At 66.2% G+C, this 23,289-nt stretch carries 23 protein-coding genes; 15 read left to right on the forward strand and 8 right to left on the reverse strand.

Annotated features, from left to right (window positions below; genetic code table 11):
• Window positions 1–20: 20 nt before the first annotated feature.
• The 14 genes from fliE to AC1DKV_RS05830 all read left to right on the forward strand — a co-directional run bounded on the left by fliE (window position 21) and on the right by AC1DKV_RS05830 (window position 13,592).
• Complete coding sequence (gene fliE / locus AC1DKV_RS05765) at window positions 21–347, forward strand: flagellar hook-basal body complex protein FliE (RefSeq protein WP_441613940.1); 327 nt, start codon at window positions 21–23, stop codon at window positions 345–347.
• 157 nt (window positions 348–504) lie between these two features.
• On the forward strand, window positions 505–2,751 hold the full coding sequence (locus tag AC1DKV_RS05770) for an O-linked N-acetylglucosamine transferase, SPINDLY family protein (RefSeq protein WP_441613941.1): 2,247 nt from the start codon (window positions 505–507) through the stop codon (window positions 2,749–2,751).
• The gene (gene rfbF, locus AC1DKV_RS05775; RefSeq protein WP_441613942.1) at window positions 2,748–3,518 is read left to right on the forward strand and encodes a glucose-1-phosphate cytidylyltransferase; all 771 of its coding nucleotides are present in this window, start codon (window positions 2,748–2,750) and stop codon (window positions 3,516–3,518) included. The genes AC1DKV_RS05770 and rfbF overlap by 4 nt, the downstream gene beginning before the upstream one ends.
• On the forward strand, window positions 3,509–4,591 hold the full coding sequence (gene rfbG / locus AC1DKV_RS05780) for a CDP-glucose 4,6-dehydratase (RefSeq protein ID WP_441613943.1): 1,083 nt from the start codon (window positions 3,509–3,511) through the stop codon (window positions 4,589–4,591). The genes rfbF and rfbG overlap by 10 nt, the downstream gene beginning before the upstream one ends.
• Complete coding sequence (locus AC1DKV_RS05785; RefSeq protein WP_441613944.1) at window positions 4,588–5,139, forward strand: dTDP-4-dehydrorhamnose 3,5-epimerase family protein; 552 nt, start codon at window positions 4,588–4,590, stop codon at window positions 5,137–5,139. Before rfbG ends, AC1DKV_RS05785 begins: the two co-directional genes overlap by 4 nt.
• Window positions 5,136–6,371, forward strand: coding sequence for a methyltransferase domain-containing protein (locus AC1DKV_RS05790; protein WP_441613945.1), 1,236 nt, complete (start codon window positions 5,136–5,138; stop codon window positions 6,369–6,371). The genes AC1DKV_RS05785 and AC1DKV_RS05790 overlap by 4 nt, the downstream gene beginning before the upstream one ends.
• Window positions 6,372–6,394: 23 nt before the next feature.
• Window positions 6,395–7,153, forward strand: a complete 759-nt coding sequence (locus AC1DKV_RS05795) for a WbqC family protein (protein WP_441613946.1) — start codon at window positions 6,395–6,397, stop codon at window positions 7,151–7,153.
• A gap of 19 nt (window positions 7,154–7,172) precedes the next feature.
• On the forward strand, window positions 7,173–7,892 hold the full coding sequence (locus tag AC1DKV_RS05800; RefSeq protein WP_441613947.1) for a class I SAM-dependent methyltransferase: 720 nt from the start codon (window positions 7,173–7,175) through the stop codon (window positions 7,890–7,892).
• Entirely contained in the window at window positions 7,889–8,872 is a 984-nt protein-coding gene (locus tag AC1DKV_RS05805) for an ATP-grasp domain-containing protein (RefSeq protein ID WP_441613948.1), read from the forward strand. Before AC1DKV_RS05800 ends, AC1DKV_RS05805 begins: the two co-directional genes overlap by 4 nt.
• Window positions 8,853–9,554 (forward strand): metallophosphoesterase family protein, encoded by a 702-nt coding sequence (locus AC1DKV_RS05810; protein WP_441613949.1) that lies wholly within the window; start codon window positions 8,853–8,855, stop codon window positions 9,552–9,554. Before AC1DKV_RS05805 ends, AC1DKV_RS05810 begins: the two co-directional genes overlap by 20 nt.
• Window position 9,555: 1 nt before the next feature.
• The gene (locus tag AC1DKV_RS05815) at window positions 9,556–10,368 is read left to right on the forward strand and encodes a cephalosporin hydroxylase family protein (RefSeq protein ID WP_441613950.1); all 813 of its coding nucleotides are present in this window, start codon (window positions 9,556–9,558) and stop codon (window positions 10,366–10,368) included.
• Between the two features lie 39 nt (window positions 10,369–10,407).
• Window positions 10,408–11,250 carry a phytanoyl-CoA dioxygenase family protein gene (locus AC1DKV_RS05820; RefSeq protein ID WP_441613951.1) on the forward strand — a complete coding sequence of 281 codons (843 nt, stop codon included), beginning with the start codon at window positions 10,408–10,410 and terminating at the stop codon, window positions 11,248–11,250.
• Window positions 11,251–11,333: 83 nt separating this feature from the next.
• Window positions 11,334–12,413, forward strand: coding sequence for a class I SAM-dependent methyltransferase (locus AC1DKV_RS05825; RefSeq protein WP_441613952.1), 1,080 nt, complete (start codon window positions 11,334–11,336; stop codon window positions 12,411–12,413).
• Window positions 12,414–12,461: 48 nt separating this feature from the next.
• Complete coding sequence (locus AC1DKV_RS05830) at window positions 12,462–13,592, forward strand: DegT/DnrJ/EryC1/StrS family aminotransferase (protein ID WP_441613953.1); 1,131 nt, start codon at window positions 12,462–12,464, stop codon at window positions 13,590–13,592.
• Window positions 13,593–13,637: 45 nt separating this feature from the next.
• Here the strand turns inward: AC1DKV_RS05830 and AC1DKV_RS05835 are convergent, their stop codons facing one another.
• The 8 genes from AC1DKV_RS05835 to AC1DKV_RS05870 all read right to left on the reverse strand — a co-directional run bounded on the left by AC1DKV_RS05835 (window position 13,638) and on the right by AC1DKV_RS05870 (window position 20,425).
• Complete coding sequence (locus AC1DKV_RS05835; protein ID WP_441613954.1) at window positions 13,638–13,928, reverse strand: EscU/YscU/HrcU family type III secretion system export apparatus switch protein; 291 nt, start codon at window positions 13,926–13,928, stop codon at window positions 13,638–13,640.
• Window positions 13,925–15,253: a flagellar hook-length control protein FliK gene (fliK, locus tag AC1DKV_RS05840; RefSeq protein WP_441613955.1), complete on the reverse strand. Its 1,329-nt coding sequence runs from the start codon at window positions 15,251–15,253 to the stop codon at window positions 13,925–13,927. Before fliK ends, AC1DKV_RS05835 begins: the two co-directional genes overlap by 4 nt.
• A gap of 43 nt (window positions 15,254–15,296) precedes the next feature.
• The gene (locus AC1DKV_RS05845; RefSeq protein ID WP_441613956.1) at window positions 15,297–15,629 is read right to left on the reverse strand and encodes a flagellar protein FliT; all 333 of its coding nucleotides are present in this window, start codon (window positions 15,627–15,629) and stop codon (window positions 15,297–15,299) included.
• A gap of 1 nt (window position 15,630) precedes the next feature.
• Complete coding sequence (gene fliS, locus AC1DKV_RS05850; RefSeq protein ID WP_477137506.1) at window positions 15,631–16,065, reverse strand: flagellar export chaperone FliS; 435 nt, start codon at window positions 16,063–16,065, stop codon at window positions 15,631–15,633.
• Window positions 16,066–16,087: 22 nt separating this feature from the next.
• Entirely contained in the window at window positions 16,088–17,587 is a 1,500-nt protein-coding gene (gene fliD / locus AC1DKV_RS05855; RefSeq protein WP_441613958.1) for a flagellar filament capping protein FliD, read from the reverse strand.
• Window positions 17,588–17,649: 62 nt separating this feature from the next.
• Complete coding sequence (locus AC1DKV_RS05860; protein ID WP_441613959.1) at window positions 17,650–18,024, reverse strand: flagellar protein FlaG; 375 nt, start codon at window positions 18,022–18,024, stop codon at window positions 17,650–17,652.
• A gap of 117 nt (window positions 18,025–18,141) precedes the next feature.
• Window positions 18,142–19,866: a flagellin N-terminal helical domain-containing protein gene (locus AC1DKV_RS05865; RefSeq protein ID WP_441643209.1), complete on the reverse strand. Its 1,725-nt coding sequence runs from the start codon at window positions 19,864–19,866 to the stop codon at window positions 18,142–18,144.
• 235 nt (window positions 19,867–20,101) lie between these two features.
• Complete coding sequence (locus AC1DKV_RS05870) at window positions 20,102–20,425, reverse strand: RNA chaperone Hfq (RefSeq protein ID WP_441613961.1); 324 nt, start codon at window positions 20,423–20,425, stop codon at window positions 20,102–20,104.
• A gap of 953 nt (window positions 20,426–21,378) precedes the next feature.
• Between AC1DKV_RS05870 and AC1DKV_RS05875 the strand changes: the two genes are divergently transcribed.
• Window positions 21,379–23,262 (forward strand): methyl-accepting chemotaxis protein, encoded by a 1,884-nt coding sequence (locus tag AC1DKV_RS05875; protein ID WP_477137507.1) that lies wholly within the window; start codon window positions 21,379–21,381, stop codon window positions 23,260–23,262.
• Window positions 23,263–23,289 lie beyond the last annotated feature (27 nt).

Below are 23,289 nucleotides of genomic sequence, written 5' to 3' on the forward strand. Positions count from 1 at the left end.
CGGGTTCCAAGCGGATCGCCATGACTACCATTTCTTCCCTCGACGGCATGCTGCAGCAACTGCGCGGGCTGGCCCAGAGCGCCACCGGCACGGAAAGCCCGGCCACCTCGGCCGCCGCCGCGCCCGGCAGCTTCGCCGGCGAACTGCAACGCTCGCTGGCGCGCGTGAGCGCCGTGCAGGAGCACGCCTACGGCCAGGCAGAATCGTTCGAACTGGGCAAGCCCGGCGTTGCGCTCAACGACGTGATGATCGACATGCAGAAGGCCAATGTGTCGTTCCAGACCGCGGTGCAGGTACGCAACCGGCTGGCGGCGGCTTACCAGGAAATGATGAACATGGCCGTCTGAGGGCCGCCGGCGTTTCCATCCGGTGGGGTCCGCAGTCGACGGGACCCACGACACGGACGCCGGGAACGTCGGGACAGGACGACTACTGCTAGCCGGTTTCCGCTGGCCATGCGCCGTGCCCAAGGTGTGCGCAGGTCGCGATTTTCAAGTCGATGCGATGAACAATTCCCCTACTGCTTCCAAGGGCGGCTCGAGAGCTGCCAGCCATGTTGCCCAGACCCGCGCCAGTTGCTTGGCCGGACGCTATCGCGACGCGCAGCGCCATGCGGACAAGGCCCTGAAGCACCCGGACACGGCTGACCAGGACGCCTATTTCTGGGCAGCCAGTGCCTATATGGGCGCGCAGAACTGGCAGCGGGGCCGCGAGCTGGTCGGCGCCGGGCTGGAGAAATTCCCTGACTCGGCGTTGCTGCTGTCGCTGCAGGGGGGTGTCCTGGCGGAAGACGGCGAATATGACCAGGCCAACGCCATGCTGCGCCGGTGCGTCGAAATCGACCCGCGGCTCGCCATCGGCTGGATCCGGCTCAGCTCGGTGCTCTTCCTGCAGCACCAGTACGTCGCCAGCCGCGACGCCGCGCTCAAGGCGCTGGAACTGGAGCCGGAGGATATCTTTGCGCTGACCACCTATGCCAGCGCCATGAAGGAAATGGGCTACGTACGGGAAGCCGTGGAAGCGCTCGGGAAGATCTCCGAGCTGTATCCCGATACCCCGGTGCACCGTCCCAACCTGCTGTTCACGATGCTCTTCGACGAGAAGAGCACGCCGCAGACCCTGCGCGCCGAGGCGGAGACCTACGCAGGCATGCTGGCCCGCAAGCGCCATGGCAGGAAGCGGCAGGGCCGCCCGCCGGCCTCCGGCCGCATCCGCGTGGGGCTGATCTCCAACGACCTCTACGCGCATGCTTGCGCCTACTTCATCATCCCGTTCCTGACCAACCTGGATCATGAGCGCTTCGAAGTGTCGGTGTTCTCCCTGAACGGGCGCAAGGACAACGTCACCACCAAGATCCGGCTCTATGCGGATCATTTCGTCGACCTGGCGGGCAAGTCGGAAAGCGAGATCGTGTCGACGCTCGACGCGGCGGGCATGGATGTCCTGTTCGACCTGGGCGGCTACACCACCAATTCCCCGCTGGTCTACCTGGCATACAGCCTGGCGCCGGTCCAGGTCACCTGGATGGGCTATCCGAGCACCACGGGCATGGCCCAGGTCCAGTACCGCATCAGCGACTGGATAGGCGATCCCGCAGGCAACGAGGGCAACTATACCGAGCAACTCCTGCGCGCGCCCGTGATCGCCAGCGTGTACTACCCGCTGGTGGCGACGCCGCTGCGGGTGTACGAGCAGCACATGGCAGTGCAGGAAACCCCCGCGCTCAAGAACGGATTCGTCACCTTTGGCTGCTGTATCAACCTCGCCAAGGTCAGCCAACGCACGCTTCGCCTGTGGAGCGCGGTGCTGGCCAGGTGCCCGGACAGCAAGCTGCTGCTGGAGTGCAGCGGGCTGGAGAAGGAGGAGGTCAGGCATCCGCTGCTGCATCGCATGGAGGCGGCCGGCATCGCCGCCGAGCGCGTCATCTGCGTGCCGCGCTCGGGCCTGAATCAGTACCGCCTGTACAACCAGATCGATGTCGTGCTCGATACGGCGCCCATGACGGGCGGCGCGAATACCTGCGACGCCTTGTGGATGGGCGTACCCGTGGTCACGCTGGCCGGCACGGCCTTCCACGAGCGTATTTCGGCGTCCTGCGTTCACGCGATCGGGCTGGACGGGCTGAGCTGCGGGACCGAGGAAGAATATGTCGAGGTTGCCGCCAGCCTGGCGAGCGATCCCGCCGGGCTGAACGCCCTGCGCCTGTCGATGCGGGCGAGGTTCGAGCAAAGCCCGCTGTTCGACGCGCCTGCCTTCACGCGCTGGCTGGAGGCGGAAATGACCGGGCTGGTCGGGCAATACCGGGAAGTGCCGCCGGCCGGCGCGGGCCTGGAGGAGGGGGTCTTCTTCGATGGCCAGTGGCACCCGATGGAGGAGATCGTCCTGGCGGTGGTCTCGCTGCTGCAGGAGCGGAACTACCTGGACCTGAACAGCCTGCTGGAGAACATCTCGGCCAAATGGAGCCGGCACTGGCTGGTGGCCTTTGCGCTGGCGGAGATGGCGCATGAGAGCGGCAACAAGGAGTGGTCACTCGACCTGCTGATCGAGAGCGCCGCCCTGAGGAAATTCTCCCTGCCGCTGTATCGCCTGCTCAGCCAGCGCCTGGACGAGTGCGGACGCGACAAGTCCGTCCTGGACCAGTTCCTGCAGCAATCGTTCGGCCTGGATCTGGCCTACCTGGACCGGCAACCCGTGCCGTCGATCGCCGAGATCGCCGGTGTCAAGGTCCTGCGCGAGGACGCCACGGCATGAAAGCGGTGATCCTGGCTGGTGGGCTTGGCACGCGGATCTCGGAGGAGTCGCACCTGCGTCCGAAGCCCATGATCGAGATCGGCGGCAAGCCGATCCTGTGGCACATCATGAAGACCTACTCCCACTACGGGATCAACGACTTCGTGATCTGCCTGGGCTACAAGGGCTACATCATCAAGGAGTACTTCGCCAACTATTTCCTCCACATGTCGGATGTCACCTTCGACATGAAGCATAACCAGATGGAGGTGCACCAGCGCCATGTCGAGCCATGGCGCGTCACCCTGGTGGATACCGGCGAAAGCACGCTGACCGGCGGGCGCATGAAGCGCGTGCGCGACTATGTGGGCAAGGAGCCCTTCTGCTTCACCTATGGCGATGGCGTGTCCGATATCGACATCGGCGCGCTCGTCGACTTCCACTACCGCCACGGCAAGCCGGCGACGGTGACCGCGATCCAGCCGCCGGGCCGCTACGGCGCGCTCAACCTCAACGGCGACATGGTCGAGAGCTTCCAGGAAAAGCCCGCGGGTGACGGCTCGTGGATCAACGGCGGCTATTTCGTGCTCGACCCTTCGGTGATCGACCGCATCGAGGACGACCGCACGAGCTGGGAGGCCGAGCCGCTGATGCAGATGGCCACCGACGGCGCACTGGCCGCCTACATGCACCGGGGCTTCTGGCAGGCGATGGACACGCTGCGCGACAAGACCTATCTGGAAGACCTGTGGGGTCGGGGTAATCCGCCCTGGAAAGTATGGAAATAGCGCAATTTGGCCACCTCTACCAGGGGCGCCGCGTTCTGCTGACGGGCCACACCGGCTTCAAGGGCAGCTGGCTGGCGCAGTGGCTGACCGGGCTCGGCGCGGAGCTGACCTGCTATGCCCTGCCGCCCCAGGCGGGGCATAGCCACTGGGACCTGCTGCAAGTCTCCGCCGCGGATGTCCGCGGCGATATCCGCGACATGGCGGCGCTGGATTCCGCGTTCGCCGCCTGCCGTCCGGAGATCGTCTTTCACCTTGCCGCCCAGCCGCTGGTGCGGCGCTCCTACAGCGATCCGCTCGAGACCTGGTCCACCAACGTGATGGGCACGGCCAACGTGCTCGAAGCATGCCGCCGCCACGCGGGCGTGCGGGCGGTCGTCCTCGTCACCACCGACAAGGTCTACGCAAACCGCGAGTGGGAGTGGGGCTATCGCGAGAACGACCCGCTCGGCGGCCACGATCCCTATGCGGCGTCGAAGGCCGCGACCGAGCTCCTGGCGGCAAGCTATCGCCAGTCCTTCCTCGGCGCCACGGACACGCTGCTGGCAACCGCGCGCGCCGGCAACGTGATCGGTGGCGGCGACTGGTCCGCGGACCGGTTGATCCCCGACCTGGTGCGTGCGCTGGCGCAGGGCAATCCGCTCGAGATCCGCTCGCCCCGGTCCACCCGTCCCTGGCAGCACGTGCTGGATTGCCTGTCCGGCTACCTGCTGCTGGGGCAGCGCTTGCTGGAGGGCGATGCGGCTTGCGCCGCCGCCTGGAACTTCGGCCCGGCGGCGGAGGGTAACTGTTGCGTCGAATCCGTGCTCGGCCGCCTCAAGGCGCACTGGCCGGAGCTGGCGTGGCGCGTGGCAAGCCAGCCGCAGCCCCATGAGTCGGGGCTGCTCGCGCTGGATTGGTCGAAGGCGCGCGCCCGGCTTGGCTGGACCCCGGTCTGGCAGCTGGACGAGGCGCTGGGCGCCACCGCCGCCTGGTACCGCCAGTTCCAGGCCCGTGGCACGGCAGCGACCCGTTCGCAGCTTGCCGCCTATGTCGAACAGGCGGCCTGCGCCGGACTCGTCTGGGCCGCCGCATGAAAACCGAACCGACAAACATCGAGGGTGTCCGCCTGGTGCGGACCGAGCCGTTCGCCGACCACCGGGGCGCCTTCGCCCGGATGTTCTGCGCGGATGCGCTGGCGGAAGTCATCGGCGCGCGCCAGGTGCTGCAGATCAACCATTCCCGCACGCGCCAGGCAGGCGCGGTGCGCGGCCTGCACTTCCAGCTCGGCGCGCACGCGGAAATGAAGCTGGTGCGCTGCCTGCGGGGGCGGGTCTGGGATGTCGCGCTCGATCTCCGGGCCGGATCTCCCACGTTCCTGCAGTGGCAGGCGTTCGAGCTGAGTGCCGGGAACGCGCTCATGGTGGCGATTCCGGAAGGCTGCGCGCATGGATTCCAGGCACTGGAAGCCGACAGCGAACTGCTCTATCTGCATACCGCGCTCTACACGCCGCAGGCCGAGGGCGGCGTGCGGCACGACGATCCGAGGCTGGGCATCAGGTGGCCGCTGCCGGTCACCGATGTGTCCGCGCGCGATGCGTCTCACCCTCTTCTGAATGCCGGATTCCCGGGGATTTACCCATGAACTGCCGTCACTGCACAACACCGCTCGAGCATGTCTTCCTGGACCTGGGCTTCGCCCCGCCGTCGAATGCCTACCTGGAGGTAGCCGACCTGGCCGCGCCGGAGGTGCATTTCCCGCTCAAGCTCTACGTCTGCAGCCACTGCTGGCTGGTGCAGACGGAGGACTATGCCCGCGAGGACGAGCTGTTCCGCGCCGACTACGCCTACTTCTCGTCGACCTCGAAGACCTGGCTGGAACACGCGGCACGCTATGCCGGCGAGATCACCGCGGACCTGGCGCTCGGTGCGCACAGCCATGTCATCGAAGTGGCGTCCAACGACGGCTACCTGCTGAAGAACTTCGTCGCCGCCGGCATTCCCTGCCTGGGCATCGAGCCGACCGCGGGCACGGCGCAGGCCGCCGAGCGGATCGGCGTGCCCACCTTGCGCGAGTTCTTCGGCGAAGCGCTGGCGCGCCGCCTGGCCGAGGCCGGAAAGCAAGCCGACCTGATCGCGGCCAACAATGTATTCGCCCACGTTCCGGACATCAACGATTTCACCCGGGGCCTCAAAGTGGCGCTCAAGCCCGGCGGCACCATCACGCTCGAGTTCCCGCACCTGCTGCGGCTGATCGAGCAGACCCAGTTCGACACCGTCTATCACGAGCATTTCTCCTACCTCTCGCTCCACACGGTCAGGCAGATCCTCGCCGCCGCGCAGCTGCGCATCATCGACGTACGCGAACTCCCCACCCATGGCGGCAGCCTGCGCGTCTACGCCTGCCACGCCGACGACGGCCGCGCCGAGCAGCCGGCGGTTGGCGCGCTGCTGGGCAAGGAGCAGGACTTCGGCTTGCGTGCGCTGGCCACGTACCAGGGCTTCCAGGACCGCGTCGACCGGCTCAAGGATGCGCTTACCGTGTTCCTGATCGAGCAAAAGCGCGCCGGCAAGCGCCTGGCCGCCTACGGCGCGGCAGCCAAGGGCAATACGCTGCTGAACTACGCGGGCATCCGGCCAGACCTGCTGCCCTACGTATGCGATGCCGCGCCGTCCAAACAGGGCAAGCATCTGCCCGGCAGCCACGTACCGGTGATGCACCCGGACCACTTGCGCGAAGACTGTCCGGATGTGGTCCTGATCCTGCCCTGGAACATCGCGGACGAAGTGGTCCGGCAGCACGGCTATATCGCCGAATGGGGCGGAACGTTCGCGGTCGCGGTCCCCGAAATCCGCTATATCCCTGCCGCGGCATGACGGCGCAGGACCCGATCCCAGACATGACAGATTCCCTCCATGGCACCCGCCTGGTGATATCGCAGCCCATGTACTTCCCGTGGGTGGGCATGCTCGAGCAGGTGCGGCTGGCCGATACCTTTGTCTTCTACGACGACGTGCAGTTCTCGCGCGGAGGATTCGGCAACCGTGTGCAGGTCAAGACGGCGCAGGGCATGCGCTGGATGACCGTGCCGTTGCGCGGGCTCCGCCTGGGCCAGCGCATCGACGCGGTGGAGGTCGACGACGGCACCGGCTGGCGCGCACAGCATCGGGAGCTGCTGCGGCAGGCTTACCGCGATGCGCCGCACGTGCAGGACATGCTGGCCCTGGTGGACGAAGTCCTGGCCTTGCCCACCACGTCGCTTTCCGAGCTGACCCAGGCTTCCATGCTGGCGCTCGCGGACTATTTCGGCGTGGCCGGCGGCAAGCCGTTCGCCCGCTCGTCGGCGCTCGGCATCCCCGGCGAGAAGAGCCAGCGCGTGCTGGATGTGTGCAAGCGGATGGAGGCAGGTCGCTACATCACCGGCCACGGCGCGCGCAACTATCTCGACCACGAACTGTTCGAGCGCAATGCGGTGACCGTCGAATACATGGACTACGCCATGCACCCGTACCCGCAGCGCCACGGTGCCTTCACCCCCTACGTCTCGGGCCTGGACCTGGTCGCCAACTGCGGCCGCGCCGGGGCGAGCCAGATCTGCTCCGGAACGATCGCCTGGCGCGACATGATGCAGCGCCAGGCGTGCGCGCCGGCCCACTGAACCCCAAGACTGAAGAGTCATGAACCATCTTGACGCAGTAGCTACCGAGTATCTGCCGAACTCCGCGACGGAGCTCGAGAACGACCTGGTACTGAACTGGTATCCCGGCCGCATCATCGAGCGGTTCGGACATTGCGAGGCATTGCTCGAACTCGGCCTGGGCCACGGCTTCACCGCGTCCGCGTTCGACCAGCGGTGCGACCGGCATGTCATCGTGGAAGGCTCGCCGCTCGTCATCGAGCTGTTCGGCAAGCGTCATCCGGAGCTGGCCCACACGGTGGTGCTGGATTACTTCGAGACCTTCGAGACCGAACAGCGTTTCGACGTGATCGTCATGGGCTTCATCCTCGAGCACGTCGACGATCCCGGCCTGCTGCTGGCGCGCTATCGCCGTTTCCTCAAGCCCGGCGGCAAGGTCTATGTGGCCGTGCCCAACGCCAAGTCGATGAACCGGCGGCTGGGTCTCGAGCTCGGGCTGATCGACGATATCTACAGCCTGAACGCCAACGACATCGCTCTCGGGCACCAGCGCCAGTACTGCCGCGACACCCTGCGCGCCGTGCTGAACGAGCATGGCTACGCCATCACGCATGAGGAAGGCATCTACCTGAAGCCGCTGCCGCTGAGCGTGCTCAAGACACTGCCGGACATGCGCGCGAACATGCAGGCCATGCTCAAGGTCGGCGTCGGGTTTCCCGACCTGTGCGTGGCCTTGCTGGTGGAAGCGCAGCTGCAATGACCGTGACCGTCATCGTAACCGGCGTCGGCGCCATCATCGGACAGGGTGTGGTGAAGAGCCTGCGCGCCTGTGGCCGGCCGGTGCGCATCGTCGGCGTCGACCGCAACGCCGGATCGATGGGCAGCTACCTGTGCGATGCCTTCCGCGCCAAGCCGCCGTGCGAGGAGTCCGATCCCGCCTATCTCGATTTCTGGCGCGATCTCGTGCAGCGGGAAGGGGCGCAGCTGATCCTGCCGGCGCTCGAGGTCGATGTGTCCCTGATGGACCGGGAGCGCGCCTTCTTCGACAGCCTCGGCGTGGTGCTCGGGCTGAACCAGGCTGCGCTGGTCAGGCTCAGTGCGGACAAGTGGCGCTGCGGCCAGGCCATCGAGGCGCTTGGCCTGCCTTCGATTCCCAGCCGCATCGACGGCAGCTGGGAGGAGCTGGTCGGTGCGCTGGGCCCGGCGCCCCTGTTGATGAAGCCACGCGACGGCAACGGCTCGCGTGGCATCGTGCGGCTGCATGACGAACCGGACTATGACTACTGGCGCCGCAAGCAGGGCGACAGCGCCATGGTCCAGCGCATCGTCGGCACGGACGACGCCGAATACACGGTCGGGTTGTTCGGCTTCGGCGACGGCGGCATGGTGCCGCCCATCGTCTTCAGGCGCAGGTTGTCGGCGGCCGGCAGCACGGGCTATGTGGAGACGGTGCGCGACGCCGACATCGAGTCCGCCACGCAGGTCCTGACCCGGCATTTCCGCCCGCTCGGCCCCACCAATTACCAGTTCCGCAAGGAGGGCAGCGTGCCCTACCTGCTCGAGATCAATCCGCGCTTCTCCAGCAGCACTTCGCTGCGGACCGCGTTCGGCTACAACGAGGCGGGCATGGCGCTCGATTTCTTCCTGCAGGGCAGCAGGCCATCGGCGCCGCTGCTCAGGCATGGGCGGGCGTGGCGATATTCGGAGGACTTCGTTGCCTATGATCGCGATTCTCTCTGATATCCACGGCAACCTGCCGGCGCTGCATGCGGTGGTCGACGCTGCCCGCGCGCTCGGCTGCCAGCGCTTTATCTCGCTCGGGGACGTGGTCGGCTATTACGCGCAGCCGGGCGAATGCATTGACCTGCTGCGCCAGCTCGATGCCATCAATGTCATGGGCAATCACGACCAGTACATGGTCGCCGCGCTGGACTGCCCCCGTTCGCGCACGGTGGCGCAGATCATGGCATACCAGCGCACCGTGGTGAGCGTGGAGCAGGTCGCGTGGCTGGCGCGCTCGGTGTCCATCCATACGGAAGCACTGAACTATTTTGTCCACGGCGGCTGGAACGATCCGCTCGACGAGTATCTGTACCGCGTGGACGCGCACACCGTGCCGCCACAGGCGCGCAATCTCTTCTCGGGCCATACGCATGTGCAGACGCTGGCGGTGTTCGGCGAGAAGACGTACTGCAACCCCGGATCGGTGGGGCAGCCCCGCGACGGCGATCCGCGCGCGGCATTCGCGGTGCTGGACGGGTACGAGATTGCCTTGCACCGCGTTGACTACGACATCGCACAGACGGTTGCGGCAATGGAGCGGGCGGGCTTTCCCCGCCACTACGCCGAATGCCTGTACATGGGCGCCCAGATCGGCGGGCGCATCGACAAGGTATTGGTTGAAAAAGACAATGGAGAGTGAAATGAATCCGATTGAGCAGTTCAAGCAGGAGGTGCAGGGGAACATCCGCCGGCTCGGCAGCGAAGCCAGCCTGCGCGGTGCGTCGCTGGACTGGATGTGCGCCGTGGCGGTGGGCAACTACGCCTACAACTTCACCTGGCTGGGCCGGCCCATCATCCAGTATCCGCAGGATATGGCGGCGATGCAGGAACTGATCTGGAGCGTGCGGCCGGACCTGGTGATCGAGGCCGGCATTGCCCACGGTGGCTCCCTGATACTCAGTGCGTCGATGCTTGCGATGCTGGACTACTGCGATGCGGTGGAGGCCGGCACCAGCTTCGATCCGCGGGCTTCGCGCCGCCGCGTGCTGGGCCTCGATATCGATATCCGCGCGCACAACCGCGCGGCCATCGAAAAGCACCCGATGGCCCACAAGATCGACATGCTGCAGGGCTCGAGCATCGATCCCGCCATTGTCGCCGAGGTGCATCGCCGTGCGGCCGGCTATGAGCGCGTGCTGGTCATTCTCGATTCGAACCATACGCACGACCACGTACTGGCCGAACTGGAAGCCTATGCGCCGCTGACGGCGAAGGGCAGCTATTGCATCGTCTTCGATACCCTGGTGGAAGACCAGCCGGAACACCTCTCGCCCGCGCGTCCGTGGGGCAAGGGCAACAATCCGAAGACCGCGGTCTGGGCCTACCTGGAGCGCCTGCGCAGCGAGACCGTCCTGGGCGCCGACGGCGAACCGCTGAAGTTCGAAATCGACCGGCAGGTCGAAGACAAGCTCCAGATCACGGTGGCGCCGGATGGCTACCTGCGGCGCGTGTAAGCCTGGGGCCGCGGCGAGCGATTGAGACAGGGGCAGACAATGGACTTCGTTCCGACAGATGAGCTGCGCGCGCGCTTTGCGCGCGACGGCATGCTGGTGATACCCGGCTTCTTCGATATCGAGCGGGAGATCCGTCCGATCCAGCGGGCCATCTACGACATTATCGGCCTGGTGGCGGCCCGGCACGGCATTGCGCTGGTGCGCGAGCCCTTCTCGGCGGAGCAGTTCGATGCCGGCTATGCCCAGCTGACAGGCGTGAGCCGCGCCTTCGGCGGCGAGGTCTACGACCAGGTCAAGCAGATCCCGGCGTTCCTGCGGCTGATCTCGTCCGAGAAGGGCGAGGCCCTTTTCAAGTTCCTGCGGGGAACCGATGTGGCGGGCATCGGCACGGCCAGCTATGGCATTCGCATCGATAGTCCGCAGGAAGAGCAGTTCCGCAGCCATTGGCACCAGGAGTTCATCTTCCAGCCGCAGAGTGTCGATGGCATCGTGATGTGGAGCCCGCTGCGCGCGGTGACCAGGGAGATGGGCCCGGTGGAAGTATGCCGCGGCTCGCATCGCGACGGGATCCGCAAGTGCAGCAAGACCGGGGTCGGGGCCGCCAAGTCGGGTGCCTACAAGATCGGCATGGTCGACGACGAGAAAGTGGTTGCCGCCTATGAGCGCTGCGCGCCGCTGACCCGGCCGGGCGACCTGATCGTGCTGGATTTCCTGGTGATCCACCAGTCCGGATACAACGTTTCGGACCGGCCGCGCTGGTCGGTCCAGTCGCGCTTCTTCAATTTCCGCGACCCCTATGGCGCGCGCCTGGGCTGGAAGGCCTCCGTCACCGCGGGGACCGAGGTCGAGGCGCTGTTTGCCGAATATTTTGCCGAGGAATAGCAGTGGCCTGTCAATGCAACGTTTGCGCGAATGCGCTTCCCGCCCCGGTCTACGAGTCGGACGGCGATAGTTCGATCACGACCATGAACACCGTGGTGCCTGGCCGCACCCAGGTCTATCTCTGCCCGCATTGCGGTCATCTGCAGACCAGCGAGCTGCCGGACCTTGCGCATTACTACGCCAATGTGTACGAGATCAACCTCGCAGCGGAAGACGACGACCAGCTCTACAAGATGGTCGACGGACGCCCGCTCTACCGGGCCGACCACCAGGCCGCGGTGCTGCAGTCGAAGCTCGATCTGTTCCCGGGCTGCCGGGTGCTCGACTACGGCTGCGCCAAGGCGCCGACCCTGAGGAAGGTCGTGCAGGGGAACCAGGGCATCGCGCCGTTCCTGTTCGATGTCACCGACAAGTATGTATCGCACTGGGCGCGGTTCCCGGGCCAGCCTGGCTGGGCCACCCACGAGGTGGACCCGGCCTGGGCGGGCAGCATGGACGTGGTCCTGTCCTTCTATGCGCTGGAGCATATCTCCCGGCTCGGGCAGGCGCTGGCCAATATCAAGGCTTTGCTCAAGCCGGGCGGGCACTTCTACTTCATCGTGCCGAACGTGCTGGAGAACGTGGCCGACTTCGTCGTGGCCGACCATGTGAACCACTTCACGGCCGAATCGTTGCACTACATGCTGAGCGCGCAGGGCTTCGACCGCGTGGAAGTCGATGCCGGCGTGCACGATGCCGCGTTCGTGGTGACGGCAAGGCTCGGCGCGGGGGCCGCCTGCGCGGTCCGGCAACCGGATGCCGCCGCGCTGGCGGGGCTGGAGGCTTTCGCGCGCGACACCGCGCAATACTGGCACGGCGTCGTGACAAGGCTGAAGGCCTTCGAGCGGGCACACGCATCGGCGCCCAGCGCGATCTACGGTGCCGGCTTCTATGGGAACTTCATCGCCTCGGCCCTGGATTCGATGGAGCGCGTGGAGTATTTCGTGGACCAGAATGCGCACCTGCAAGGCCGCCTTTGCCAGGCGCGCGAGATCGTCTCGCCGGGGGCACTGCCGGGGCATATCGGCCGCGTCTACGTTGGCATGAATCCGCGCACGGCGCGCGCCGCGATTGCCGCGATCCCCGAATGGCACCAGAAACAGGCGGACTACTTCTTTCTCTGAAAGGCTGCTGTCGCGGTCGAACCGGCTTCCCTGGGAACCCCGATCATCATGAAACGCATATTCGTCTCCGGCCCGTCGATCACCGACAGGGAAATCTCCTATGTCACCGATGCGGTCACCAATGCCTGGTACGCCGACGCCAATCGCTACAACGACCGGTTCGAGCGGGCTTTCGCCGACTACCACGGGGTCCGGCATGCGGTGTCGCTGCCATCGTGCACCTCGGCGATCCATCTCTCGCTGCTGGCGCTGGGCGTCGGGCCCGGCGATGAAGTCATCGTGCCGGACTGCACCTGGATCGCCAGTGCGGCGCCCGTCAGCTACGTAGGCGCGACGCCCGTGTTCGCGGACATCGACCCGTCGAGCTGGTGCCTGAGCGCCGCGTCGTTCGAGGCCTGCATCACGCCGCGCACCAAGGCCGTGATCCCCGTCGACCTGTACGGCAACATGCCCGACTACGATGCGCTGTGCGCCATTGCCAGCCGGCACGGCGTGGCGGTCATCGAGGACGCCGCCGAGTCCGCGGGTTCGCGCTATCGCGGGCGGGCCGCCGGCACGCTCGGCCTGACCGGGACCTTCAGCTTCCATGGCTCGAAGACGCTGACCACCGGCGAAGGCGGCATGCTGATCACCGACGACGACAGCGTCTATCGCCGTGTCATGGTATTGCGCGATCATGGCCGGCAACCGGGCGACACCATGTTCGAGAATCGCGAAGTCGGCTACAAGTACAAGATGAGCAGCATGCAGGCCGCGCTCGGGCTGGCGCAGATCGAGCGTATCGAAGAACTGGTGGCGCGCAAGCGGCAGATTTTCGAGTGGTACCGTGAAGAGTTCTCGCGGTGCCCGGAGATCCTGCTCAACAGCGAGGCACCGGACGTGCGCAATACCTACTGGATGGTGACGGTGCTGCTGCCGGAGCGCATTGGCGGCAAGGTCCCGGCGATCCGCCGGCTGGCGGAGTGCGGCATCGACAGCCGGCCGTTCTTCAATCCCCTGAGCAGCCTGGCGGCCTATGCCGCCACGCCAGGCGCGGCCGCCGCGCGCGCAGCCAACCTGGCCTGCTACCGGATCGCGCCGCATGCACTGAATCTGCCGTCGGGACTTGGCCTGGACCGCGATGACGTGGCGCGCGTCGGCGCCGAGGTGCGGGCCATGCTGGGCGCGGGGCACGACTGAGCATACGCGCGGGCGCGCTCCGCGGCCGCCCGCGCGGCCGGCTTTTCAGCCGGCGCTTTCGCCAGATGTGCTTTCCAGGCGATAGAGCCAGGCAAGCAGCTCCGCCACGGCGACATAGAGCTGGGGCGGGATGTGCGAATCGAGGTCGACCTGCATCAGCAGGCTCACCAGCGCGGGCGAGTCATGCACGTAGACACCCGCCTCCTGCGCACGCGCAATGATCGATTCCGCGGTCACGCCGTAGCCCTTGGCCACCACGCGCGGCGCGGCATCGTCGTTGTCGTAGCGCAGCGCGATCGCGGCGCCGCGCGGGGTGGGTTGATGTGCGTCGTTCATCTGCCTGTTCCTGGCGTGGCCGGCTCGCCGGTGTCGACATCCAGGCGCATCAGCACGATGCCGGAGGCCGCCAGGTTGCCTGACAGTGCCGACCTGTCGGCGTTCATGCGCGAAGCGACGCTTCCGTCAGCGGTGACGATGCGCGCGTCCAGGCCGGTGCTGTTCAAGGTCAGGCGCGCTTCCACCGTTCCCATGTGAGGCAAGTTCAATACCAGTCGTGTGCTCCAGGCGGCCGCGGCGGTGCCGGCACTGCCGTCGTCCGCATGCTCGCGGCGGATTTCCCAGTCCATGGGCGTGCCGGGCCAGGCTTCGCCGGCCCAGCGCAACTGCTGGCCGGCAAGCAGTTCGAGTTGCTGCCGGACCACGCCTTCCGCGCCGGGGTGCAGGACCGTTGCCGGGCCGCTGCTGCGGGCGGCTGCGTGGTCGTCGATGCTGGCCGTGGCCAGCAGGGTGCCGAGGCGCGTTTCCCGATGGCGGGGTGCGTCGGCGCCCTTGGCCGTTGCTTCATAGGCTTGCGCAGCCTGGCTCGCCAGCGCGGCGGCACGGCCCGGATGCGCGGGCTGCTGGAGCGTGGCCGGCGTAGCGTTCGTCTGGGCGGCGGTCTCGGTTGCGGCACCGCCACGCGGGGAGGGAGCGGGGCCGCGCGCGTCGGCCTGCGTCGCTTGTCCGTCTTCCGCAAGGAGCTGCAGGGGGCTGTCCGCCTCGGCCATCGCGCCCCCGGGAGTCAGGGGGGCAGGTGCTCCGGCCGTAGCCGCCGGCGCGGGGAGCAGGAGAAGCGGCGCAGGCGGCGCGCCTGCCTTGTCCGGTGCCGGGGCAGGGCCCTGGGCGGTGCCGGCCCCGGCGCCAGGGGCGCGCAGCATCGCTTGTGGCTCTTTGCGCAGCAGTTCCAGCGGCCGGGCGCCGCTCACCCATTCGGCAAGATGGCTCTCATAGAACAGTCCGCTGCGTCCGATCGCGTCCGCCAGGGCGGCGCGCAGGGCGGGTGCGCCGGCGGCCGTGGGCGGCGATGGCAGCAGGGAAGCGGCTGAACGCTGGGGTTGAACATCGACGCGCTCCAGCAAATCCAGGATGACGCGTGCCGCGGAGCTCAATATTTCGCGGGTGGAACCGCTTTGCGCGGGCTGGCCCGCCTGCGCGGCGGAGGGCAAGGGCAAGACCGTGCGCCCTTGCACGGCGGAGCCGGTGGACGTCTGCGGGTTGCCCTCCGGCAAGGGCGCCGTCGGGAGAAGTGCCGACAGCTTCGATACCGACAGCGCGGTGCGCAGGCTTTGCGGGTTCAGGTCGCGCAGCAGGGATGCGTCCGACGAGACAGGAATGCCAGTCATTGCAGGCCGCTAGGTGATATCGGTGCCGGGAGGTCCGGCCAGGTCAGCCGGCAACGCCATAGGCATGGCCGAGGCTCTGCTGCCGCCTGGCGCTGGCGATCATTCCTCCGAAGCGCGTCAGCTCGGGCATCAGCAGATCGCGGATGGCCGCATCGTAGGCAAGGATGCGCTCCAGGCGGTGGAAGCGGCTGGAACGTTCATGTTCGGGGAACGAGGCTTCGTCCTTGAGCTGGCGCAGGCGGTCGACCTGGGCCATATACACCTTCTGCAGGTCGCTCAGCGCATCCCAGTGGTTGGCCCGGGCCGTCTCGAGCATCTGTTCGGCAAGCAGTTCGAGCTCTTCGTAGCAGCTCAGAACGGGGCTAGGTCTATGCATGTCAGGTCCCTGCCGAAGCGAGTTGGTGAGATTCACCGGGTACCGGCGAGGCCGCGTCTTCGATCTGCGCCCAGGCCGATGCCAGGTGCTCGAGCAAGTGATCGACTTCGTTCAGCAGTGTTTCATCGTTGCGCAGGTTGGCCAGCATCAGCCGGCGCGACATGTAGTCGTAAAGCGCCTCCAGGTCGCCGGCGATCCCGCCGCCGGCATTGTGGTCGAGCGCGGCCCGCAAGCCGTTGTCGATGATGCTGATGGCGTGCGAGATTGCCTTGCCCTTCTCGGCGACGGCACGGGCTTCCATGTGGAACTTGGCGCGGGCGATGGCGCCGCGCGCGCCGTCGTAGAGCATGACGATCAGCTTGTGGGGGCTGGCGCTCATGGCGCCGGTCTGGATCCCGACCTGGGCATAGGCGTTGACGGCATTTCGGGCGAACATGATCGACTCCTGGGCGGGCTTACTACTTGTTCGAGGTGTTGTTCATCGCGTTGAACTGCTGCGTCAGATAGCTGCTGGTGTTGTTCATCTGCGCCATGATCGTGTCGAGCTGCGTGAACTGCGCCTTGTAGTTCGCAATGGTCGCGTCCACCAGGTCCGACTTCGACGTGTACTGGTCGCTCAGGTCCTTCAGCGTCTGGTTGACGTCGTTGGTGGCCGAGGTCAGCGCGCCGTTGGTGCCGGTCAGCGAGGTGACCAGCGCATTGATCTGGTTGCCGTAGCCGCTCTTGCCGTCGGTATTGCCGAACAGGCCGGCGACACCAGCCGCATTCGAGTTCAGTGCGTTGGTCAGCGTGACATTGTCGAGCTGGATGGAGCCATCGGTCTGGAACGATATGCCGGCTTGCGAGAGCGTGTTGATCGCGTTGGCGCCGCTGCCGCTGCCTTGCGGCATGTTCAGGATGCCGCGGATCTGCGACTGGATGATGCGCAGCGTACCGTCGCCGGTCAGCGGCGAGCCGGTCTTGGTGCTGGGATCATAGGCGGTCAGGCTCGCGGCGACGCTCTGGAGATTGTTGTAGGCGGAAACGAAAGACTGCACGCCGGTCTGGATCGTCTTGGTGTCGCGCTGGATGGCGACGCTGGTGTTGCCCGTCTGGGTCAGTGCCAGCGTGACGCCCGGCAGGGCGTCGGTCACGTTGTTGCTGGCGCTCTGGATGGCAATGTTGTTGACGGTCAGCTGCGCGTTCTGGGCGACGATGCTTTGCTGCATGCGTTGTCCGCCGGAGCCGTTGTTCACGTCATAGCTGACCAGGCCGGCCAGCGATGTGCCGCTGCCGGCTTCGTTGTTGACCTTGATGCGCATGCTGCTGGCCGCGCCCGTGTCCTTGGCCGTCAGGACCAGGCGATACGGCGTGCCCGAGCCGTCGTTGACGATACTGGCGGTGACCCCGGTGTTGGCCTTGTTGATGGCGTCGCTCACGCCTTGCAGCGTATTGTTGGTGCTGTCGATCTTGATGTCGATCCCGCTCGAGCCCGCCGTGGCGGCGAACGTGGCGTTGCTGTAGCGGCCGTAGGTGGGGCTGGCGGCATTGTTGTCCAGGCTGCCACCGGCGGCATCGGTGATGGTGCCGAAGTCGATGTGAATGGTGCCGGTCGTGAGCGCCGCGGTCTGGGAAGCCTGGCCGGCGGCGACCAGCGACTGGGCCTGAGCCAGCGCCGAGACGTTGACGGCGTAGGTGCCGGAAGTCGCCTTGCTGCCTCCCGTCGCGGTGAGGACACCGGTGTTGCTGGAGGTCGCGGTCGTCCCGTTGAAGAAGCTCGGGTCGGCCAGTTGCTTGGCAGCGGCCTGGAACGCGCCCAGCACGCTCTGCAGCGTGCCGTAGGCCGAAAGCTTGGTCTGGGAACTGGCTTGCTGCGCCTTGATCGCGTTCAGCGGAGCCTGCTCGGCGGTGGTGAGCTGGTCCAGCAGCGAGCTGAGATCCAGGCCTGAGCCTACGCCGAGGTTCGAAATGCTTGTCATGACTGCTTCTCCAGGTATAGCTTGATTGGGTCGGGTCCGGTCTTGTGCTGTCTTGCGCGGTCTTACGCGGTCTGATGCACGAACAGACCCTGCAATTGCTGCATGGCGTTCGCGATCTTGATGACTTCCTCGGTCGGGATCTGGCGGATCACCTCGCCGCTGGTCTTGTCCACCACCTTCGTGATGATGCGGTGCGAATCGCTATCGATCTCGAACTCTACGCTGACCGATGCCATGCGCAGGACCTGGGTCAGCCGCTTGACGGCTGCATCCAGTCCGCCCGGTTGTTCCTGCGGCGTGCTCGCCGGCGAATCCTCGCTGCCGGCAGTGGCGGCAATGCCGGCCTCTGCGCGCATCGTTTCCCCGCCCGACGCCATGCTGGCCGGCATGGCGGGAATGGCGGGGATGCCGGACGGGATCGGGAAGGATTCGGCCATGTCGGTTCGGAAGTCGGAGGTTGGAATGCTTTCCCAGGGCCGCGGCCCTGGGGAAACACTCGAGGCCCGTTATGCCAAAGCCGGCACGAATGCCGGCTTCAGCGAAGCAGTTACGAATTAACGCAGCAGCGACAGCACGCCTTGGGTCGACTGGTTAGCCTGCGCCAGCACCGAGGTACCAGCTTGTTGCAGGATGTTCGCGCGGGTCATGTTCGACACTTCCGTTGCGTAGTCCGCATCTTGAATGCGCGAGCGCGACGACGACAGGTTCGTCACGGTCGTGCCCAGGTTCGAGATGACGGAGTCCAGGCGGTTCTGTACTGCACCCAGCGAGCTGCGCAGGTTGTCGACGGTCTGCAGCGCCTTGTCCAGCACGGCCAGCGGATCGGTCGTGCCCGAACCCGACGACGAGGTCGTGCTCGTGGTGAATGCGTTGGTCGCTGCGTCGATGTAGGCGGCGCCGCCGATCTTCGCGTTGATGTCCGGATCCGTTGCGGCGGCCGGGCTGGCGCTGTTGTCTGCCACGGTGACGGCACCGGTGGTGGTGTCGACAGCGTAGTTGGTGGTGAAGCTGGCCGTCGTGGTCAGGTTGCCCTTTGCATCAACGTAGCTCGAGGTCGCGCCGTTGGCGCCGTCTGCCTTGCCGGTAGCGCCGTCAAGCTTGATCGTGGACGTCAGGCCGCTGGTCTTGCCCAGGGTGACGGTGGTCGCGTTGCCCGAGCCGCCTGCCAGCACTGCAGCTGCCACGTCGTTCTTGCTGGCTGCTGCGTTGTTGGTGACATTGCCACCAGCAGCGGAGGTGTAGGTGGTGCCGTTGACTTGCACGCTTGCGACACCAGCGGCAGCCGAGCCGGCGTTGGTGAACACGCCACCCAGCGTTGCTTGCGACAGGCCGCCAGTGTTGTTGGTGGTGAGGTTGCCGGCGCCGTCGTCGTACAGGGTGGTGACGCCGTCAGCGGCGGTCAGCTTGCCTGCGCTGTCGACCTTGAACTGGACCGATGCGCCGCTGGCGTTGGTGTACGTGCCGGCTGCCTGGCCGAATGCCGGCAGGTTGGAGCTCGACAGCGAGGCTGCCGAAGCAGCGGTGGTCACCTTGTACGAGAAGTTGCCGGTGCTCGAGTTGTAGGTGTAGGTGTTGCCGCCAGCCACAGCAACCGTGTCGCCGTCTTGCAGCTTGGCCAGGACCTGGTCGGTCGAGGCGAAGGTGTTCTTGGTCGTGACTTGGTACAGGCTCGAGCTGATCTTCGTGGCGGTACCGGCGGTCACTGCGTTGCTCAGGTCGGTAACCGTAGCAGCCTTGTTCGGGGTGCTGGTCACGCTGAAGCTGTCCAGGCCCAGGGTCTTCGAGCTGATTTCCGACAGGTTGACCGAGATGGTCTGGCCGTCGTTCGCGCCAACCTGGATGTTCAGGGCCTTTGCCGACGAGGACAGGACCTTGACGCCGTTGAAGTCGGTTTGTTGCGAAGTACGGTCGATTTCAGCCAGGCGCTGCGTAATTTCATCCTGGATCGACTTCAGGTCGGAGGCGGAGTTCGAACCGTTGGCGGCCTGAACGGCCAGCGTGCGGATACGTTGCAGGTTGTTGTTGACTTCGGTCAGCGCGCCTTCCGTCGTTTGCGCCATCGAGATACCGTCGTTGGCATTGCGCTGCGCTACGGTCAGGCCGTTGATGTTGGCGGTGAAGCGGTTGGCGATGGCCTGGCCGGCGGCATCGTCCTTGGCGCTGTTGATGCGCAGACCCGACGACAGGCGCTGAATCGCGGTGTTCAGTTGCGATTGCGAAGCGTTGAGGTTGTTCTGAGTCATCAGAGACAACGAATTGGTATTGATGATCGACGACATGGTACGACTCCTAGTTGCAGTGATTTACACAGTCCGGCGGCTGCCGTGTAACGTTGGCTGACTGCGTTGCAGTGCGTGTAGTGCCTCCGTTGCTAGGGTTATCGACCAGCGTCGGAAAAGGTTTAGTGTGATCTTGCGGTCGTGCCCTGAAGTTTCTTTGCGCGCTCCGGCTGGCGCGGCGGGGCGCGTGGCCGGGGCCCTGGCGGCGCCACGCCTGGTCATCCTCGCCATATCTCTAGCGCCGCTTGCGCGTGCGGGGCGTATACAGGCTGACGAACTCCGGCGAGCTTTCCGCGCCCGGCACGCTGGCCATGGCTTCCGGTGCGTGGGCGGGCGTAATGACCGCGATGGCGTGCTTGTAGACGACCTGGGGCACCGGATCGTCCGGCGATTCGGCCAGCAGCACCATATAGTTGTCGGCGGCGACGATCACGCCATGCAGGCGGATGCCGCTGGACAGGTGCACGATGACCGGCTTGCGGCTCGCACGGTGGGTGGACAGTTGCTGGTGCTGCAGCTTCCGGCTAGGGCGGTCCACCCTGGTTTCCTTCTTGTTCACAACTTCTCCGGAAGAGCCCGCGCGGGTTCTGGCGGCTGGCAGGGATTCGATAACCAGGCGTGGGCAACTGAGGTATGACGCACTGCTGAGCGCGGGCTGCGGCCCGGCCTGGGCGGAACTGGGGATGAAACATCCGCTCTCGATGCTGGCCGGGGGGCGGGGTGCATGGATCGCGGCCAGCCGCGGTATGTGCGCGGGAGGGGGGTCCAATACCGCCTCGCAATCGGTGGCGAGCGGCGCCGCCAGAAGAGAAGGGGAATACTTCAGGGGCGAGAGTAACAAAATTTTACAAATATGGACGGTTGGGGGGCGCGCCTAGCCTAGAGGTTTACCTCTAAAAAACCGATTGCATCACAATAGGTGAATATATGTCCATGTTCACTTGTGGGGCAAATCCCAACGCCGGCCAGGCCCGCAACCCCTGTGCAGCATGGGGTTGCTGGCGATGACACGGCCCTGGCCTGCTTGCTGAAGCATCCGGTGCCACCCATGCGCCACAAGGAGTGGCAGAGCAGGCACTTTTTCCTATCCGAGATATCCCTGATAGAAATTGGATTTACACCTCATGTAAGCAGGTTTATATTCGCTACTGAACCTTTCGGTTCCTAGCAGTCCTGGAAAGCCTACGAGCACCCCGCGCGTGGGCTTCTTTTTTTGTGCGCCCACTTTTCTTGTCTGGCATGCCGCCGGGCACGAGGCCCGATGGCAGCACATCGAAGTGCCTGCCGCCATTAGACGACAGGACGCACGCTGCCAATTCCCTGAATTGCCGGTCTTTCTCCCCCTATATCTCCGCGTATCTTCGCGTTTTTCGCTTTCTTCGCGCAAAACGCGCAAATGTACTCAAGCTTGTCTGGTCCCCTGCCGTTAAGCCCGCGATGCGGCGTCGATCCGGAAGCCTGTCTGGAGCGAGTGCGCCGCGCGCGATGAAAAAGCAAAAAGGAGCCGGGAAGATGCGTTGGTTGCGAAACTTTGGCATTGGGGCGCGCCTGACGGTGGCGTTTTCGGTGGTGACGCTGACGTTGGTGGCGGTGGCTGTCGTGGGCGTGGTGTCCCTGCGCACCATGAACGAATCGATGCACGTGACGGTGGAAGGGCGGCTGTTCAAGGTCATGGATATCGAGCGCGTCAAACAGGACGCGCTATGGATCGGTATCCTCGTGCGCGACGCCACCTTGAACGAGGACCCGGTCGCGGTGCGGCGCAACGCGGAGAAGATCGGCGCGCTGCGCCAGGATATGGGTTCCACGCTGGACGAACTCGGCAAATGGCTCGCCAAGTCCGCCAGGCCGGAGATCCGGGAAACCTACCGCCGCCTGACCGAAGCGCGCGAGGCGTATAACGGCCAGCTCGACATGGTGCTGCGCCAGCTGCAGGGCGGCGAATTCGACGGCGCGCGCAGCGCGCTGGTGGCGACGCTGCCGGCGGCCCAGGCGCCCTATTTCGACAAGCTCACTGAACTTGCCGAGGGCGGGCGCAAGGTGGCGATCGTCGCCGTGGACGAATCGGAAGCCAGCTACGAGATGGCGCGTGACGTGCTGGTCGGGCTGGCTGCCGCCGCGGTGGCGCTGGCCATCGCGCTCGGTATCGGCATCACGCGTTCGATCACGGGGCCGGCGCGCCAGGCGCTCGAAGCCGCCCAGGCGCTGGCGCAGGGCAACCTGACCTACAGCATCAAGGCGCACAGCAATGACGAGATGGGCCGCATGCTGGGGGCGCTCGAACGCGCCTTCGGTCAACTGGCGGCGCTGGTCCACGGCATCCAGGGCGCTTCGCGCTCGATCGACGGCGCGACACGCGAAATCGCCAGCGGCAACACCGACCTGTCCCAGCGCACGGAGGAGCAGGCGGCTTCCCTGGAGCAGACCGCCGCATCGATGGAGCAGCTGACCTCCACGGTCAGGCAGAACGCCGCCAATGCGCGCCATGCCAACGAACTGGCGGTGAGCGCTTCCGGCGTGGCCACCGAAGGCGGGCGCGCGGTGCGCGGCGTGGTGGAAACCATGCAGAGCATCTCGCAATCGTCGGGCAAGGTGGCCGAGATCGTCGGCGTGATCGAGGGCATTGCCTTCCAGACCAATATCCTGGCGCTCAACGCGGCGGTGGAAGCGGCCCGCGCCGGCGAGCAGGGCCGTGGCTTCAGCGTGGTGGCTGCCGAGGTGCGCAGCCTGGCGCAGCGTTCCGCGTCGGCAGCCAAGGAGATCGGCCAGCTGATCAACGGCTCGGTGGGGCAGGTGGCCCATGGCGCCAGGCAGGTGGAAGATGCGGGCCGCACCATGGACGATATCGTCGGCGCGGTCAAGCGCGTGACCGACATCATGGGCGAGATCGCCGCGGCGAGCGAGGAACAGTCTTCCGGCATCGAACAGGTCAACCGCGCCGTCAGCCAGATGGAGAGCGTGACGCAGCAGAATGCCGCCCTGGTGGAGCAGGCCGCCGCTGCCGCCGAGAGCCTGCAGCAGCAGGCCGCCGGCCTGGTGGGTGAAGTGTCGCGCTTCAAGGTCTCGCCGGAGGACACCAGCGTGGCGCGGCAGGCACCGGCCCGCGCCGGGACGCCGGCTGCCATGCCGGTTATGTCGGTTGCGCCGGTTGCGCCGGTGCGGTCGGCCGCACCTGTTGCGCGCGCCGCGGCGCCAGCCGCCAGGCACCAGCCGGCCGCGCGTGCTGGCGGGGCCAAGAGCCATGCGCCGGCGCGTCTTGCCGCTGTTCCCGCGGCGCGCGACGCCGGGGATTCCGCCGAACGCCATCACGCCGCGCCGGCCCGGGCGGTCGCCCGCGTGACCGCGCCGGCGGCTGCCAAGCTTGCCGCCGCCCGCGTGCCGCTGCCGAGCGCGTGACGCGCGAGCCGGTGCTGCCGAGCAAGG

This window comes from Cupriavidus sp. 05T41, assembly GCF_056396525.1.

Bases quoted from the DNA above. Each gene is read 5' to 3' on its own strand.
- fliK (WP_441613955.1), bottom strand. From the start codon at position 15,253: ATGACTGGCATTCCTGTCTCGTCGGACGCATCCCTGCTGCGCGACCTG.
- AC1DKV_RS05865 (WP_441643209.1), bottom strand. From the start codon at position 19,866: ATGTCGTCGATCATCAATACCAATTCGTTGTCTCTGATGACTCAGAAC.
- fliE (WP_441613940.1), top strand. From the start codon at position 21: ATGACTACCATTTCTTCCCTCGACGGCATGCTGCAGCAACTGCGCGGG.
- AC1DKV_RS05835 (WP_441613954.1), bottom strand. From the start codon at position 13,928: ATGAACGACGCACATCAACCCACCCCGCGCGGCGCCGCGATCGCGCTG.
- AC1DKV_RS05785 (WP_441613944.1), top strand. From the start codon at position 4,588: ATGAAAACCGAACCGACAAACATCGAGGGTGTCCGCCTGGTGCGGACC.
- fliS (WP_477137506.1), bottom strand. From the start codon at position 16,065: ATGTTCGCCCGAAATGCCGTCAACGCCTATGCCCAGGTCGGGATCCAG.
- AC1DKV_RS05795 (WP_441613946.1), top strand. From the start codon at position 6,395: ATGACAGATTCCCTCCATGGCACCCGCCTGGTGATATCGCAGCCCATG.
- AC1DKV_RS05800 (WP_441613947.1), top strand. From the start codon at position 7,173: ATGAACCATCTTGACGCAGTAGCTACCGAGTATCTGCCGAACTCCGCG.
- AC1DKV_RS05820 (WP_441613951.1), top strand. From the start codon at position 10,408: ATGGACTTCGTTCCGACAGATGAGCTGCGCGCGCGCTTTGCGCGCGAC.
- AC1DKV_RS05860 (WP_441613959.1), bottom strand. From the start codon at position 18,024: ATGGCCGAATCCTTCCCGATCCCGTCCGGCATCCCCGCCATTCCCGCC.
- AC1DKV_RS05845 (WP_441613956.1), bottom strand. From the start codon at position 15,629: ATGCATAGACCTAGCCCCGTTCTGAGCTGCTACGAAGAGCTCGAACTG.
- rfbG (WP_441613943.1), top strand. From the start codon at position 3,509: ATGGAAATAGCGCAATTTGGCCACCTCTACCAGGGGCGCCGCGTTCTG.
- AC1DKV_RS05875 (WP_477137507.1), top strand. From the start codon at position 21,379: ATGCGTTGGTTGCGAAACTTTGGCATTGGGGCGCGCCTGACGGTGGCG.
- AC1DKV_RS05790 (WP_441613945.1), top strand. From the start codon at position 5,136: ATGAACTGCCGTCACTGCACAACACCGCTCGAGCATGTCTTCCTGGAC.
- AC1DKV_RS05830 (WP_441613953.1), top strand. From the start codon at position 12,462: ATGAAACGCATATTCGTCTCCGGCCCGTCGATCACCGACAGGGAAATC.
- AC1DKV_RS05815 (WP_441613950.1), top strand. From the start codon at position 9,556: ATGAATCCGATTGAGCAGTTCAAGCAGGAGGTGCAGGGGAACATCCGC.
- fliD (WP_441613958.1), bottom strand. From the start codon at position 17,587: ATGACAAGCATTTCGAACCTCGGCGTAGGCTCAGGCCTGGATCTCAGC.
- AC1DKV_RS05770 (WP_441613941.1), top strand. From the start codon at position 505: ATGAACAATTCCCCTACTGCTTCCAAGGGCGGCTCGAGAGCTGCCAGC.
- AC1DKV_RS05810 (WP_441613949.1), top strand. From the start codon at position 8,853: ATGATCGCGATTCTCTCTGATATCCACGGCAACCTGCCGGCGCTGCAT.
- AC1DKV_RS05805 (WP_441613948.1), top strand. From the start codon at position 7,889: ATGACCGTGACCGTCATCGTAACCGGCGTCGGCGCCATCATCGGACAG.
- rfbF (WP_441613942.1), top strand. From the start codon at position 2,748: ATGAAAGCGGTGATCCTGGCTGGTGGGCTTGGCACGCGGATCTCGGAG.
- AC1DKV_RS05825 (WP_441613952.1), top strand. From the start codon at position 11,334: ATGAACACCGTGGTGCCTGGCCGCACCCAGGTCTATCTCTGCCCGCAT.